The sequence below is a fragment of the Ideonella sp. FW305-24 genome, from assembly GCF_058788035.1.
Genome location: NZ_JBYTAI010000001.1, coordinates 1,022,602 through 1,036,904, shown reverse-complemented (window position 1 = coordinate 1,036,904; position 14,303 = coordinate 1,022,602). Strand labels below are relative to the sequence as shown.

General features: G+C 65.9%; 13 protein-coding genes. 6 read left to right on the top strand and 7 right to left on the bottom strand.

Going from position 1 to position 14,303, the window contains the following annotated elements:
- Nucleotides 1-95 precede the first annotated feature (95 nt).
- A complete protein-coding gene (locus tag AC3WR5_RS04550) occupies nt 96-932 on the top strand; it encodes an NmrA family NAD(P)-binding protein (RefSeq protein ID WP_170200760.1) in 837 nt (278 codons plus the stop codon).
- A gap of 146 nt (nt 933-1,078) precedes the next feature.
- On the opposite strand, the gene AC3WR5_RS04545 is transcribed toward AC3WR5_RS04550, so the two are convergent.
- Nucleotides 1,079-1,411, bottom strand: coding sequence for a hypothetical protein (locus AC3WR5_RS04545; RefSeq protein WP_492482210.1), 333 nt, complete (start codon nt 1,409-1,411; stop codon nt 1,079-1,081).
- Nucleotides 1,412-1,428: 17 nt separating this feature from the next.
- Nucleotides 1,429-2,982, bottom strand: a complete 1,554-nt coding sequence (locus AC3WR5_RS04540; protein WP_492482208.1) for a DASS family sodium-coupled anion symporter — start codon at nt 2,980-2,982, stop codon at nt 1,429-1,431.
- Nucleotides 2,983-3,127: 145 nt separating this feature from the next.
- On the opposite strand from AC3WR5_RS04540, the gene AC3WR5_RS04535 reads away from it, so the two are divergent.
- Complete coding sequence (locus AC3WR5_RS04535; protein WP_492482206.1) at nt 3,128-4,552, top strand: O-linked N-acetylglucosamine transferase, SPINDLY family protein; 1,425 nt, start codon at nt 3,128-3,130, stop codon at nt 4,550-4,552.
- A gap of 270 nt (nt 4,553-4,822) precedes the next feature.
- Nucleotides 4,823-7,561 carry an ATP-binding protein gene (locus tag AC3WR5_RS04530; protein ID WP_492482204.1) on the top strand — a complete coding sequence of 913 codons (2,739 nt, stop codon included), beginning with the start codon at nt 4,823-4,825 and terminating at the stop codon, nt 7,559-7,561.
- Nucleotides 7,562-7,613: 52 nt separating this feature from the next.
- On the opposite strand, the gene AC3WR5_RS04525 is transcribed toward AC3WR5_RS04530, so the two are convergent.
- From AC3WR5_RS04525 to AC3WR5_RS04505, 5 genes are all read right to left on the bottom strand, one after another.
- Nucleotides 7,614-7,808 carry a YgaP family membrane protein gene (locus tag AC3WR5_RS04525; RefSeq protein ID WP_141285895.1) on the bottom strand — a complete coding sequence of 65 codons (195 nt, stop codon included), beginning with the start codon at nt 7,806-7,808 and terminating at the stop codon, nt 7,614-7,616.
- A 96-nt stretch (nt 7,809-7,904) separates the two neighbouring features.
- Nucleotides 7,905-8,342 carry an Ohr family peroxiredoxin gene (locus AC3WR5_RS04520; RefSeq protein WP_492482201.1) on the bottom strand — a complete coding sequence of 146 codons (438 nt, stop codon included), beginning with the start codon at nt 8,340-8,342 and terminating at the stop codon, nt 7,905-7,907.
- A gap of 55 nt (nt 8,343-8,397) precedes the next feature.
- A complete protein-coding gene (locus tag AC3WR5_RS04515) occupies nt 8,398-8,640 on the bottom strand; it encodes an FmdB family zinc ribbon protein (protein ID WP_141285899.1) in 243 nt (80 codons plus the stop codon).
- A 22-nt stretch (nt 8,641-8,662) separates the two neighbouring features.
- The gene (locus AC3WR5_RS04510) at nt 8,663-9,253 is read right to left on the bottom strand and encodes a hypothetical protein (protein ID WP_141285901.1); all 591 of its coding nucleotides are present in this window, start codon (nt 9,251-9,253) and stop codon (nt 8,663-8,665) included.
- A complete protein-coding gene (locus AC3WR5_RS04505; RefSeq protein WP_492482199.1) occupies nt 9,250-9,759 on the bottom strand; it encodes a group II truncated hemoglobin in 510 nt (169 codons plus the stop codon). Before AC3WR5_RS04505 ends, AC3WR5_RS04510 begins: the two co-directional genes overlap by 4 nt.
- A 393-nt stretch (nt 9,760-10,152) precedes the next feature.
- On the opposite strand from AC3WR5_RS04505, the gene nifH reads away from it, so the two are divergent.
- The 3 genes from nifH to nifK all read left to right on the top strand — a co-directional run bounded on the left by nifH (nt 10,153) and on the right by nifK (nt 14,297).
- Nucleotides 10,153-11,034 carry a nitrogenase iron protein gene (gene nifH / locus AC3WR5_RS04500; protein WP_141285904.1) on the top strand — a complete coding sequence of 294 codons (882 nt, stop codon included), beginning with the start codon at nt 10,153-10,155 and terminating at the stop codon, nt 11,032-11,034.
- Nucleotides 11,035-11,113: 79 nt separating this feature from the next.
- Nucleotides 11,114-12,577 carry a nitrogenase molybdenum-iron protein alpha chain gene (gene nifD, locus AC3WR5_RS04495; protein WP_141285906.1) on the top strand — a complete coding sequence of 488 codons (1,464 nt, stop codon included), beginning with the start codon at nt 11,114-11,116 and terminating at the stop codon, nt 12,575-12,577.
- A 160-nt stretch (nt 12,578-12,737) separates the two neighbouring features.
- Nucleotides 12,738-14,297, top strand: coding sequence for a nitrogenase molybdenum-iron protein subunit beta (gene nifK / locus AC3WR5_RS04490; RefSeq protein ID WP_492482196.1), 1,560 nt, complete (start codon nt 12,738-12,740; stop codon nt 14,295-14,297).
- Nucleotides 14,298-14,303 lie beyond the last annotated feature (6 nt).

Sequence of the window (14,303 nt, the reverse complement as noted above, 5' to 3'; positions counted from 1 at the left end):
TACTACAGGACATGAAATATGTACGTTTGTCCATTCATGGTTCAACCAAATGGATCGACGATGAATGTGTCTTCAATCCCAACAGGACCGTCATCATGTCCAAGATCCTTGTCGTCGGCGCCAGCGGCACCGTCGGATCCGAACTCTCCCGCGTGCTCGCGGCGCAGGGCCATCAGCTGCGCAAGGCCACCAGCCGCGCGCCGACCGCTGCCGACCAGGTGCAGCTCGACGTCGTCGCGCGACGCGGCCTGAACGAAGCCCTGTCCGGCGCCGATGCTGCCTTCCTGCTGGCGTTGCCGGGGCACGCCAACCAGGACGAGTTGCTGGCACCGCTGATCGACGCCGCGCGCGCCCATGGCCTGCGCAAGGTGGTGCTGATGTCGATGATGGGCGCCAACGCCGACGACAACGCGCCGCTGCGCAGGGCCGAGCGCTACCTCGAAGCCTCGGGTCTGCCCTACAACATCCTGCGCCCCAACTGGTTCATGCAGAACTTCAATACCTTCTGGCTGCCCAGCATCGTCACGCAGGGAACGATCCTGCTGCCGGTGGGCACGGCCAAGGGCAGCTTCATCGACACACGCGACATCGCCGCCGCCGCCGCCGTGCTGCTGACCAGCGACACGCTGGCCAACCGCGACTTCGACCTCACCGGACCCGAGGCGCTGAACCACGACCAGGTGGCTGCCATCCTGTCGCGCGAAAGCGGCCGCCGCATCACGTTCCAGGACATCCCGCCCGAGGCGATGCTCGACGGGCTGCTGGGCGCCGGGTTGCCGAAGCCCAACGCCGAGCTCATGGTGATGCTCCTGGGCTTCTTCAAGGCCGGCTACGCCGAGCGCACCACAGACGCGATGGCGCAGATCACCGGCCGCGCGCCGGGCAGCTTCGAGCGCTACGCCCGTGACCATCGGCAGGCCTGGCAGGCCTGATCGAAGCAGACGCGGCCTCGCAGCTGCTTGCTCACACGGCACCTGCTGGACTTCGCCGGGGCTGTTTGCCGAACACGGCCACGGCGGCGCGTGAGGCAAGGTCTTCGAGCGCGTCGGGAAGGACGGCTACTGGCCGACTGCAGGCATCAGGACGCGAGCAATTCTCGCAGCTGTTTGAGGTACAGAACCTGCAAGCGGTGAGGCTCCGCGCGCGTCCCGCACACCTCGAAGCCTTCCTGCAGATTGAGGCGCGCCATCGCCAGGTTGCCCTGGTACTTGGACTCCGTCATGGCATATCCGAGCTTGAATCCGATGAGCCGCGCGTCTGACCTTGCTGTGGCCACGCTCGCGTTGGGCATGGCCGAAAGCCGCCAATCGACGTTCAGGTCTGGTTGATCGAAGACGCGCGGTGGTTGGAACTCAAGAAGTCTATCGCGTGGGTCCGCCGTGGCCGAACGCGAAGATTCGCGATTCGTCACTCGGCAGCCTCAGGCGGTCAGCCTTTCACCGTCAGGTACCCCATCCAAGGCCAGTAGCTGAGGGAGAAGAGAAGCAGCAGCGCGGTGGCCGCGGCGGTGATGGCCAGGCCGGTGCGGACGAAGTCGCGGGCCTCGAAGGTGTCGGTGCCGTAGGCGATCATGTTCTGCGGGGCGTTGACCGGCAGGATGAAGCCGAAGCTGATGACGAACTGCAGCAGCATGGTCATGCCGATGATGTTGATGCCCGGGGTCTGCACCGCGCCCAGCACGCTGATGACGATGGGGATCATGGTCGAGGCCAGTGCGGTGGCACTGGCAAAGCCCAGGTGGATGACGATCAGGAACAGCGAGAGCAGGATCAGGATCGCGAAGGCGCTGGCCTGTTGCAGGCCCAGGTGCTGCACGATGAGCTGGGCCAGCCAGCTGGCCGCCTGCGTCTTGAGCAGCGCGGTGCCCACGCTGATGCCCACGGCGAACAGCAGCACCGTGCCCCAGGGAAAGCCGCGCTGGGATTCCTTCCAGTCCATCACGCCGATCCGTGGCATCAGCATCAGCGCAACGGCGGCAATGGTGGTGGAAGAGGTGTCGAAGTCGTGCAGCACCTTCTCGGTGGACCACAGGCCCAGCAGCGCGAGCACGATGCCCAGGAGCTTCCACTCGCGCGCGGTGGTGGGGCCGATCTCGGCCAGCTGCTGGCGGATGGCTGCCTGCCCGCCGGGGACTTCGTCCATCTCGGGCTTCATCATGCGCGTCATGATGAAGTACAGCGCAATGGTGAGCGCCGCAGAGAAGGGCGCCCCGGCGATGAACCAGTCCAGCCAGGTGATGCTGGTCTGGAACTGTTTCTCGATGAAGCCGATGGCCACCATGTTCTGCGCGGCGGCGGTCTTGATGCCGATGTTCCAGACGCTGGCGGTTTGCGCCGCGGTGATCACCAGCAAGCCTGCGAAGCGGCTTTTGCGGTCCACCTGGAACGCACGGATGAAGCCCATCATGATGGGCACCAGGCAGGCCACGCGGGCGGTCGTGCTGGGCACGATGAAGGACAGCAGGAAGCCGACCACCATGGCACCGATGACGATGTGGCGGCAGTTGGCGTCCACATGCGAAAGCACTCGCAGCGCGATGCGTCGGTCCAGCCCGGTGGCGCTCATCGCGGCAGCGATGAAGCAGGCCGCGGCCACCAGGGCCACGGCGCTGTTGGAGAAGCCAGAGAGCGCGAGATTCAGTGCCGCGCTGGTGCCCATGGCGCTGGCCGCGGCCTTGCCGGGTTCGGCCACCTGGGCCAGTGCGAATGTCATCAAGGCGCCGATCACGACGGCGCTGACGGCGTAGTCCAGGGCTTCGGTGATCCAGACGATCACCGCGAAGGCCAGGATGCCGAGCATCACCTGGCCGGCCGGCGGCAGGCCGGTGGCAGCAGGCATCAGCAGCACCGCCAGCAGGGCGGCGAGCCCGGCCAGGAGACCGGCGCGTTGGACGAGCAGGCGCTTGCCTGAGGCTGGCGCTGCGGCTGTCGATGGGGGAAGAGGCGTATTGGTGCTTGTGGTGTTCGGGGTGGTGGTGGTCATGGGGACACACGCGCTTGCGCACTGCAGTCATGCTTTGAAGAATGAAGCGAGTCTGGGCACGGCCTGTCGTCCCGGTCTTGACCTTGCGCAAGGCGCTGTCGCATGGGCAGGCGCGCTGGCGGCGCGGATCTTGCGGCTTGCCCGCATGACCATCGCGCGCACGCCGCCCCGCTCGCCCATGCACCACTACGCGCGCAGTCGTGCCTGGTGCGAGTGGGAAGACTTTGCGCAGTGGCCAGCGCGGGCCCTGGCCATGCTGGCAGACCCTGGCGAGCAGGGCCGGTTGCCACCCTTCCATCTGCTGTCGCTGCCGGGCATCAGCGCAGCCGATCAACGTGACTGCGCAGACCAGTGGATGGCCGGGCGACTTGCAGCCAGTGCCGACGAGCGCGCTTTGCTGGCGCGGGAATTCGCCAGCACCGATCTGCTGGCAGCGCCCGGCCCCCGGCCTGCCACGCGCCGGCTGCGCATCGGCTACCTCTCCTGCGACTTTCACCAGCACGCCACCGCGCTGCTGATGGTGGAGATGCTGGAGGCGCACGATGCGGCCGATTTCGAGCTGCACGCCTACAGCCATGGCGCCGACGACGGGCTGGGCATGCGCCAGCGGCTGGCCAGATGCTTCGCGCAGTTCCACGACATCAGCGGCCTGGACGACCTGCAGGCCGCACGTGCCATTCATGCAGACGGCATCGACATCCTGGTCGATCTCAAGGGCTACACCGCCGGGACCCGCACCGCGCTGCTGACCTACCGGCCTGCGCCGCTGCAGGTGAGCTTTCTGGGCTATCCAGGCACGCTGGGCGGCGGCTTTTGCGACTACCTGATCAGCGACCATTTCATCACCCCGCAGGACCGGGCAGGCGACTACAGCGAGGCACTGGCCTGCATGCCGCACAGCTACCAGCCGCACGGCCGCAGCATGGCGTTGCCGCCAGCGCCCAGCCGTGCCGCGGCCGGGCTGCCCGAGCAGGGACTGGTGCTGTGCTGCTTCAACCAGGCCTACAAGTTCACGCCGGCGATGTTCGACATCTGGTGCCAGCTGCTGGCGCGGGTGCCCGGCAGCGTGCTGTGGCTGCTGCACAGCGATCAGGCCGAGGGCAACCTGAGGCAGGAGGCGATGCAGCGCGGCATTTCGCCGCATCGCCTGGTGTTTGCCGAGGACCAGCCCCACGCGGCTCATCTGGCGAGGCTGCAACTGGCAGACCTGGCGCTGGACACCTCGCCGTACAACGCCCACACCACGGCCAGCGATGCGCTGTGGGCCGGCGTGCCGCTGGTGACCTGTGCGGGCGAGACCTTTGCCTCCCGCGTGGCGGGCAGCCTGCTGCGCGCAGTGGGCCTGCCGGAACTTGTCACGCATGACCTGGCGGCCTACGCCGCACTGGCCGCCTCACTGGCGACCGACCCGGCCCGGCTGCAGGCCCTGCGCCTCAGGCTGGCGGGCCTGCGGGTGCATGCGCCACTGTTCGACGTGCCTGGCCATGCGCGCAGCCTGGAGACGCTCTACCGCGCCATGTGGGCTCGCCATCAGGCCGGGTTGCCGCCTGCAGCGCTGTCCCTCAGCTGAGCTTGGGGCAGCGGCGTGCCCAGGCCGCTCCAGAGTTGCCCCATGGTGAAAAAGCCCCATCCCTGATGCAATTCGCGCATCGGCATGAGCGACATGGTTCGCATACATTCGTGCTTGAGCCAACTGAAGGGGTCCAGCGGGATGAGAGCCGATCGGCGCTGGTGGTGGCGAGGCGCTCCGGCCGTGCCGGGAGGGGAAGTCCTTCCGCTTGCCAGTGACTCCCCGGCCCGTCGCTTCCCCTGGCGGCGCAGCTACCTTCTCTCCCGCCTGGTGCTGGTGGTCCTGTCGGTGGTCGTGCCACTGACCGCGCTGCAGGTGGCGGGCCTGCTGCGCGACAAGCAGGCGGCAGAGGCCGAAGTCCATCGAAATCTTGAAGCCAGGGTGGCCATCGTGGCCGGGCGCCTGGAGGTGGTGCTGGGCCGTGCCGAGCAACTGCTGACCTTCCTGGCCTCGCGGGAAGAACTCAAGGCCATGAGTGCCAGCCGCTGTGTCGAGTTGCTGCGTGACGGTGCCGACATCGGGCAGCCCTTCAACAACGTGCTGCTGGTCGACGCCGAAGGGCAGCTCGTCTGCGCGGCGGCAGGGGCGGCCGCCCCTGTCAGTTTTGCTGATCGCGAATGGTTCAAGCAGGGCATGGCGACCGATGGCTTCAACCTGGGCCGGCCCGTCATCGGTCGGCTCACCGGCAAGCAGGCGGCGGTGTTGACACTGCCGGTCCAGTCTCGCATGGGAACCAAGGTTGGCATGCTCACGGCCTCGATCGACCTGCGTCAGCTGGCCGAGCTGCTGCCTCGGGGCGACCTGCCGGCGCAGGGCACGATTGCCATCGTGCAGTCCCGCGCAGTGTTCCTGGCGCGCAGCCCCGACCCCGACCTCTGGATCGGCCGCACCGTGTCACAGGACGTCCAGGACAAGCGCCGGAAGTCGCCCACCGGCATCATCGTGGCCACCGGGGCCGATGGCATTGAGCGCACCTACGCAACGGCCAACCTTGCGAAGTACGACCTGAGCGTGTGGGCGGGGACGCCGGCCTCGCTGCTGTATGCCAGCTCGAATCACGAGATCTTCTGGCGCGCCGCGACCGTCGGGCTCGTCACCTTGCTTGGCCTTCTGGCGGCCTTCATCGGGGCTCACAGGCTGGCATTGCCACTGCACAGCATGGCAGCGACCACCCGTGAGCTTGCAGCAGGGGGCTCAGGCATGCGGGCCGACGAAACCCTGCCCGGCGAGTTCGGTGAGGTGGCGGTGGAGTTCAACCGGCTGATGAACCGGCAGGAGGACAGCGCAGCGCAACTCCGGGTGTCCGAGCGGCGTGCGCTTCGGGTCAGCAAGCTGTACGAGGCGCTGTCGAGCATGAACCAGGCGATTGCACGCGGCCCGGAGCCGCAGGCCTTGTTCGAGGAGGTGTGCGGCATCTGCGTGCGCACGCAGCTGGCCGAGGTGGCGTGGATCGGTGAGGTGCGGGGCACAACGCAGGGTTGGGTGGTGGCGCCCGTCGCCTGGGTGGGCCGTGGCGAGGGCGGCACCGAGGGCTTGTTGATCACGCTAGATGCCGACTCGCAGGCGCAGGAAGGGCCGATCTCGACCGCACTGCGCCTGGGCCGCCCGACGATCGCGAATGACCTGGCGAGCGCCGAGGGCGGCGCCGGGTGGCACGAGTTCCGCAAGCGCCATGCGCTGAGCACGCTGATCGTGGTGCCCTTCATGTGCGACGGTGCGGTGGTCGGCGTGCTCGGGCTCGGCGTGGGCGAGGGCGACATCTTCGACGAGCCCCTGGTTGCGCTGCTGGAAAACATGATGCATGACATCACCCTCGCGCTCGACTCGCACAAGCGCAAGGCGGCGCGCGTGGCGCTGATGGACGCCGAAGCCGCCAATCAGGCCAAGACGGCATTCCTGTCGAGGATGAGCCATGAACTGCGCACGCCTCTGAATGCGATCCTCGGCTTCACGCAGTTGCTGCAACTGCACAGCCGCGAGGCGCTGGACGAGACGGCCCGCCAGCGGCTGGACAACGTGTTCCTGGCGGGGACGCAGCTCCGCGCGCTGATCGATGACGTGCTGGATGTGTCCAGGATCGAGGCCGGGCAGTTCTCGCTGCAATGGATGGAAACCGGATTGCAGCCCCTGCTCGACGGGGTGCTGAGGATGAGCGAGCCACTGGCCGAAAAAACCGGCATTGCCTTGCAGGCAGCGTATGCGCACACGCCGATGCTGTGCGTGAACACCGACCCGACGCGGTTGCGGCAGGTGCTGCTCAACCTGGTTTCGAATGCCATCAAGTACAGCAGGCCCGGCGGGCGCGTGATGCTGGAAGTCGACCAGCTGGACACGCAGTTGCAGATCCGGGTGATCGACCACGGGATCGGCATGTCGCAGGACCAGATGGCCGGCCTGTTCCAGGCCTTCAATCGACTGGGCCGGGAGAACACCCCCATCGAGGGCACCGGCATCGGGCTGAACCTCTCGCGTCAGCTGGTCGAGTTGTTGGGTGGCACGCTCACTGTTGCGAGCCAGGAAAACGCAGGCACGCAGGTGACGCTGCGCCTTCCCCATGGCGAGGGCGCTTCAGGCGCGGTGCGCACCGCTGATCTTGACCCCATGAGGGCTTCAGTCGGCCTGGTGCCTGGCAGAGGGCCCAAGGGGCGGGTGCTCTACATCGAAGACAACCCGGTCAATGCGATGCTCGTCGAGCAGTTGCTGGGCCACTGGCCGGAGGTTCAGGTCGTCATCGCCTCCACCGGTGCGCAGGGGCTGGCCATGGCAGAGTGCCTGCGGCCCGATCTGATCCTGCTGGACATGCAGTTGCCGGACATGACGGGACTGGAGCTGCTGGCCAGGCTGCGGGCCCGGGACAGCACCGGCCATCTTCGGGTGATCGCCTTGTCGGCCAGCGCCATGGCGGCAGACATCGAGGCCGCCCGGCGCGCCGGCGCCGAAGCCTACTGGGCCAAGCCCATGGACTTTGGGGAGGTGTTGCAAGGGGTGGCCGCCCGGCTGAGCGGGTGAGGGCCGCAGTCCAGCCGGGGCCCGCCAGCAGGCCGGCCTCAACCAGCGGCGCTCAGCCTTGCTTGACGGTGCAGGTGTTGAAGCCCAGCGCGGTGTAGAGCGGGCACCAGCCCAGCGCGCCGGTGAGCAGCGGCACCACGCCCACCCAGCCCCAGACGCCGATCTGGCCGGTGAGCGAAAGGGCGATCAACACCAGTCCGAAGAGGATGCGCACAGCGCGATCCAGCGTGCCTTCATTGCGTGGCATGGGCAATCTCCTGACACCGGCCGAGGGGCCGGCTTGTGATGCAAGTCTGCGCCGTGGTCCGGTGCCCGGCATTGACCTGGGTCAGTCCGGCCTTGCTCAGGCCGTGACCGGCGTGTCCAGCACTGCCTTCAGGTTGAGGGTGATGTTGGTCTTGGTCGCGTCCACGTAGGGGCAGATGCCTTTGGCGCGTTCCAGCAGGTTGTCGGCCGCCGCCTGGTCCAGCGGGCCGGCCATGTGCACCGTGAGCGTGAGCGCCATGCGGTAGGCCTCTTCGAAGGTGATGTACATCGACAGCTCGGCCTCGACATAGCAGCCGCGCAGCGGCAAGTGGGCCTTCTTTGCGATGTGCCGCACCGACTGCTCGAAGCAGGCCGCGAAGGCGCCGGCGAAGAGTTGCTCCGGGTTGGGACCGTCGCCCTTGCCGCCCATGCTGGCGGGCACGGCCAGCTTGAGTTTGACGCTGCCGTCATGGCTCTGCACGGTGCCGCTGCGGCCGCCCTGGCTCAGCATCACGGCCTTGTAAACCAGCTCCATGGGAATCTCCAGTAAGCGTGTGGTTGGGGTCCGGGTTTCGAGCGCAGGCTTGGCGCTACTTCAGCTTGAGCAGCTTGTTGCGCTCGGCGGTGCTAAGGTGGCTGAAGTGGCCTTCGCGCGCCGCCTGGCGGCGGTTGGACATGCGGATGGCTTCGATCTTGCCGGCCGGCGCAATGCGTGAGACGGCGCGCTCCAACGTGGTGGCGCCGCAGTGCGGGCAGGTGGGCACGGTGCCAGCGCGCACCAGCACTTCGAACTCGGCCAGGCAGGCCGGGCAGTGGTAGTCGTAGAGCGGCATGCGCAAGCCTCCTGCGTCGCGGTCAGACGGGCCGGTTTTCGTAGACGTTGCGCACCGGGCCCATCAGCTTGAGGCCCTCCTCGAAGCTGAGCGTGGGGAAGCTCTGCGTGAAGCTGCTGGCCTTGTCCGCAATGGCGTCGACCTTGCCGGCGGTGTCCAGCCGCTTCAGTTCGGTCTTCTCCAGGTACAGCAGTTCCAGGGTCTCGTTGTAGACCGTGGCTTCGTCGATGGGCAGCACGTAGAACGTGGCGCCGCCGTACGCCACCTGGTAGCGCTTGGAGATGTCGATGTTGTCGCAGAACAGGAAGTACTTGCCATCGGGTGAGAGGGCGTCGCCCAGCACCTCGGCCAGCAATTGCAGGTACTCGAAGCTCAGCAGGAAGCCGGCCAGGAACCGCAGGTGCGGTTCGCCTTCGTGCGCCACGGCGATCACCTGTTCGCAGCTGATTTCGGGCGGGCGCGCTTCGTCGGCCATCTTGGCCTGGAACTTCAGCGCAAGGTCGCCGCGAAAGCCGATGCGGCCGGCTTGCCTGGTCGGGCCTTTGAGCACGCAATTGAGAAGGCGGCCTTCGGTCTCGAGGCGGCCGAGCACGGTCTGGGCAAGGGTGGTCATGGAAGCGGCTTTCGGTGGGGGTGGAAGGAAGAGGGCAGGACGGGCAGGTGGGTGGTGCCAGCCATGGAGGGAGGGCCGGCCGGATCCGGGGCCGGCTTGTTGCGAATGGCGCGGGCGACCTTGTCGAAGGCCGCGTCGAGTTCGGCCATCAGCGCGTGGTCCGCGCAGGTCTCGGCCAGTGCCTGGCGCATGCAGTCCATCCACGCATCGCGTGCGGCGTCGTCGACCTCGAAGCGCCGGTGGCGGCGGCGCAGCATGGGCGCGCCGTGCAGCGCGCTGTAGCGCTTCTCGCCGCCCATCCATTCCGTCAGGTAATCGACCAGCACGGCGCGCGTGGTCGTCAGGTCGGCCTCGTGCATGGCGCGGATGACGGCAGCTTCGGGCCGTGTGTCCATCGCCGCATAGAAGGCGTTCACCAGGCGCACGACGGCCTCGCGGCCGCCCAGCCGCAGCAGGTGCGAGGGGGCGGGCGGGGCGTTGGGAACAGATGCAGGAAGGGCTTGCATGGGCCCTTCTCTGCAACCCCCGTACCAGCGCGCCCGAGGCGGTGTTCGCATGCCGCTTTCTCCTCGCAGCGGACCCGCCGCAGCGACCCTCAGCGCGCATGCCTGCATGTTGCTGCGGCCTTGTCGCAAGCCCCCGATTTGTCGGTTTCCGGACAAAGGTCACCACCCCGCTTCAGTCCTGGTGGAATGGCACTTTTCCTTTGTAAAACAATGAGTTGTATCGCTTCAGAAGGGGTGGCACGCCCATTGCGATAAGCAGTTGGCGCGGACCCCATGTCAAGCACCGAGGGACCTTCATAAGAAGACCCACACAGGCACCGAAGGCTGCATTGAGATCGCGACGAACCCCTTGTGTCTCGTCTACCTCCTTCAATCCAACTGGAGCAACAAGCAATGTCCAAACTGCGGCAAATCGCCTTCTACGGCAAAGGCGGCATCGGCAAGTCCACCACCTCCCAGAACACCCTGGCCGCGCTGAGCGACCTGGGCCAGAAGATCCTCATCGTCGGCTGCGATCCCAAGGCCGACTCCACCCGTCTGATCCTGCACGCCAAGGCGCAGGACACCATCCTCTCGCTGGCCGCGGAAGCCGGTTCGGTGGAGGACCTGGAACTCGAAGACGTGATGAAGGTGGGCTACAAGGACATCCGTTGCGTCGAATCCGGTGGCCCGGAACCCGGTGTCGGCTGCGCTGGCCGCGGCGTGATCACCTCGATCAACTTCCTGGAAGAAAACGGCGCTTATGACGGCGTGGACTATGTGTCCTACGACGTGCTGGGCGACGTGGTCTGCGGCGGCTTCGCCATGCCGATCCGCGAGAACAAGGCGCAGGAAATCTACATCGTGATGTCCGGCGAGATGATGGCCATGTACGCGGCCAACAACATCTCCAAGGGCATCCTGAAGTACGCCAACAGCGGTGGCGTGCGCCTGGGCGGCCTGGTCTGCAACGAACGCCAGACCGACAAGGAGCTGGAGCTGGCCGACTCGCTGGCCAAGATGCTGGGCAGCCGGCTGATCCACTTCGTGCCGCGCGACAACATCGTGCAGCACGCAGAGCTTCGCCGCATGACAGTGCTGGAGTACGCGCCGGAATCCAAACAGGCACAGGAATACCGCACCCTGGCCGAGAAGATCCACAACAACGCCGGCAACGGCACCATCCCCACGCCCATCACGATGGACCAGCTGGAAGACCTGCTGATGGAGCACGGGATCATGAAGGCCGTGGACGAAAGCCAGGTTGGCAAGACCGCCGCTGAACTCGTCGCCTGACGGCACGCCCCGGAGCGGCGCCCACCGGTGCCGCTCCTCTCTCAGCTGACCCTCGCGCAGCACCCACGGAGCACACACCATGAGCATGACGGTTGAAGACCGCAAGGCCGCGAACAAGGCCTTGATCGATGAAGTCCTGAAGGCCTATCCGGAGAAGATGGCCAAGCGACGCGCCAAGCACCTCGGCCAGTTCGAGGAGGGCAAGCCCGACTGCGGCGTCAAGTCCAACATCAAGTCATTGCCAGGTGTGATGACCATCCGCGGTTGCGCCTATGCCGGCTCCAAGGGCGTGGTGTGGGGTCCCATCAAGGACATGATCCACATCTCGCACGGCCCGGTGGGCTGCGGCCAGTATTCGTGGGCTGCGCGCCGCAACTACTACATCGGCACCACCGGCATCGACACCTTCGTCACGATGCAGTTCACCTCCGACTTCCAGGAGAAGGACATCGTCTTCGGTGGCGACAAGAAGCTCGACAAGATCATCGACGAGATCCAGGTGCTGTTCCCGCTGAACAAGGGCATCTCGATCCAGAGCGAATGCCCGATCGGCTTGATCGGCGACGACATCGAGGCGGTCTCGAAGAAAAAGACCAAGGAATACGGCGGCCACACCATCGTACCGGTGCGCTGCGAAGGCTTCCGCGGCGTGAGCCAGTCGCTGGGCCACCACATTGCCAACGACGCGATCCGCGACTACGTCTTCGACAAGGCAGACCCGAACAAGCGGCCGGACTTCGTCTCCACGCCCTACGACGTGGCCATCATCGGCGACTACAACATTGGCGGCGACGCCTGGTCCAGCCGCATCCTGCTGGAGGAGATGGGCCTGCGTGTGATTGCGCAGTGGTCTGGCGACGGCACCATTGCCGAGCTGGAGAACACCCCGCGCGCCAAGCTCAACGTGCTGCATTGCTACCGCTCGATGAACTACATCAGCCGGCACATGGAAGAGAAGTACGGGGTGCCCTGGGTCGAGTACAACTTCTTCGGCCCGACCATGATCGAGAAGAGCCTGCGCGAGATCGCCGCTCACTTCGACGACACCATCAAGGCCAAGGCTGAAGAAGTCATCGCCAAGTACAAGGCGCTGACCGAGGCGGTGATCGCCAAGTACAAGCCGCGCCTGCAGGGCAAGAAGGTCATGCTGTTCGTGGGTGGCCTGCGGCCGCGCCACGTGATCGGCGCCTACGAGGACCTGGGCATGGAAGTGGTGGGCACAGGCTACGAGTTCGGCCACAACGACGACTACCAGCGCACCACCCACTACGTGAAGGACGGCACGCTGATCTATGACGACGTGACCGGCTACGAGTTCGAGAAGTTCGTCGAGAAGGTGCAGCCGGACCTGGTGGGTTCGGGCATCAAGGAAAAGTACGTGTTCCAGAAGATGGGCGTGCCCTTCCGCCAGATGCACAGCTGGGACTACTCCGGCCCGTACCACGGCTACGACGGCTTTGCCATCTTCGCCCGCGACATGGACATGGCGATTGCCAGCCCGGTGTGGGCACTGGCGAAAGCCCCGTGGAAGAACGCTGCTTGACCCACTTCCGTTCGCGCTGAGCCACCCTTCACCGTTCGCGCTGAGCCGCCCCTCACCGTTCGGGCTGAGCCTGTCGAAGCCTGTCCTGAGCCCGGTCGAAGGACCCTTCGACAGGCTCAGGGCGAACGGAACCCAATCACTGCCTCACCAGGAGTTCACCATGCCCCAGAACGCAGACAAGGTCATTGACCACGAGATGCTCTTCCGCGAGCCTGAGTACCAGGACATCTTCGCGCGCAAGAAAAACGAGTTCGAGTTCAACCATCCGGACGCCAAGATCGCCGAGATCCGCGACTGGACCAAGAGCGTCGAATACAAGGAAAAGAACTTCGCCCGCGAAGCGCTCACCGTCAACCCCGCCAAGGCCTGCCAGCCGCTGGGTGCGGTGTTCGTGGCCAACGGCTTCCACAAGACGCTGAGCTTCGTGCACGGCTCGCAAGGCTGCGTGGCCTACTACCGCTCGCACTTCAGCCGCCACTTCAAGGAACCCACGTCCTGCGTGTCGTCCTCGATGACGGAAGACGCGGCGGTGTTCGGCGGCCTGAACAACATGATCGACGGCCTGGCCAACACCTTCAACCTCTACAAGCCGGAGATGATCGCCGTCTCGACCACCTGCATGGCCGAGGTGATTGGCGACGACCTGAACGCCTTCATCAAGACCTCCAAGGAAAAGGGCAGCATCCCGGCAGAGTTCGACGTGCCGTTTGCCCACACCCCCGCCTTCGTCGGCAGCCACGTGACCGGCTACGACAACGCGCTGCTGGGCATCCTGCAGCATTTCTGGGACGGCAAGGCCGGCACCGCGCCGGCGCTGGAACGCCAGGCCGACGAGAGCATCAACTTCATTGGCGGCTTCGACGGCTTCGTCGTCGGCAACATGAAGGAAATCAAGCGCATCTTCGACCTGTTCGGCGCCGACTACAACGTGCTGTGCGACCCGTCGGAAACCTGGAACACGCCCACCGATGGCGAGTTCCGCATGTACGAAGGCGGCACCACCAAGGAGACAGTGATCCGCGCGCTGAACGCCAAGGCGACCATCGTCTTCCAGGAGTACAGCTGCGAGAAGACCATCAAGTACCTGCGCGAGAAGGGCCAGGAAGTGGTGGTGCTCAACAGCCCCATCGGCGTGGCCGGCACCGATGCCTTCGTGATGGCTTTGTCGCGCCTCACCGGCAAGCCGGTGCCCGCGCTGCTCGAGAAGGAGCGTGGCCAACTGGTGGACGCGATGGCCGACAGCCAGGCCCACCTGCACGGCAAGCGCTACGCGATGTACGGCGACCCGGACATGATGCTGGGCCTGACGCAGTTCCTGCTGGAGCTGGGCGCCGAGCCGGCGCATGTGCTGGCCACCAACGGCACCGACGCCTGGGCCGCCAAGGTGCAGAAGCTGTTCGACGCTTCGCCCTATGGCGCCGGTTGCAAGACCTACCCCAAGCGCGACCTCTGGCACCTGCGCTCGCTGCTGCACACCGAGCCGGTGGACTTCCTGATCGGCAACACCTACGGCAAGTACCTGGAGCGCGACACCGGCGTGCCGCTGATCCGCATGGTCTTCCCGATCTTCGACCGCCACCACTACCACCGCTATCCCATCTGGGGCTACGACGGCGCGCTGCGCACGCTGGTGATGTTCCTGGACGAGTTCTTCGAAACCCTGGATGCGAACACCATCATTCCGGGCAAGACGGACTACAGCTACGACATCATTCGGTGAATGGTG

Bases quoted from the DNA above. Each gene is read 5' to 3' on its own strand.
- AC3WR5_RS04525 (WP_141285895.1), bottom strand. From the start codon at position 7,808: ATGCCACGCAATGAAGGCACGCTGGATCGCGCTGTGCGCATCCTCTTC.
- nifK (WP_492482196.1), top strand. From the start codon at position 12,738: ATGCCCCAGAACGCAGACAAGGTCATTGACCACGAGATGCTCTTCCGC.
- AC3WR5_RS04535 (WP_492482206.1), top strand. From the start codon at position 3,128: ATGACCATCGCGCGCACGCCGCCCCGCTCGCCCATGCACCACTACGCG.
- AC3WR5_RS04550 (WP_170200760.1), top strand. From the start codon at position 96: ATGTCCAAGATCCTTGTCGTCGGCGCCAGCGGCACCGTCGGATCCGAA.
- AC3WR5_RS04520 (WP_492482201.1), bottom strand. From the start codon at position 8,342: ATGGAGCTGGTTTACAAGGCCGTGATGCTGAGCCAGGGCGGCCGCAGC.
- nifH (WP_141285904.1), top strand. From the start codon at position 10,153: ATGTCCAAACTGCGGCAAATCGCCTTCTACGGCAAAGGCGGCATCGGC.
- AC3WR5_RS04505 (WP_492482199.1), bottom strand. From the start codon at position 9,759: ATGCAAGCCCTTCCTGCATCTGTTCCCAACGCCCCGCCCGCCCCCTCG.
- AC3WR5_RS04515 (WP_141285899.1), bottom strand. From the start codon at position 8,640: ATGCCGCTCTACGACTACCACTGCCCGGCCTGCCTGGCCGAGTTCGAA.
- AC3WR5_RS04540 (WP_492482208.1), bottom strand. From the start codon at position 2,982: ATGACCACCACCACCCCGAACACCACAAGCACCAATACGCCTCTTCCC.
- AC3WR5_RS04510 (WP_141285901.1), bottom strand. From the start codon at position 9,253: ATGACCACCCTTGCCCAGACCGTGCTCGGCCGCCTCGAGACCGAAGGC.
- nifD (WP_141285906.1), top strand. From the start codon at position 11,114: ATGAGCATGACGGTTGAAGACCGCAAGGCCGCGAACAAGGCCTTGATC.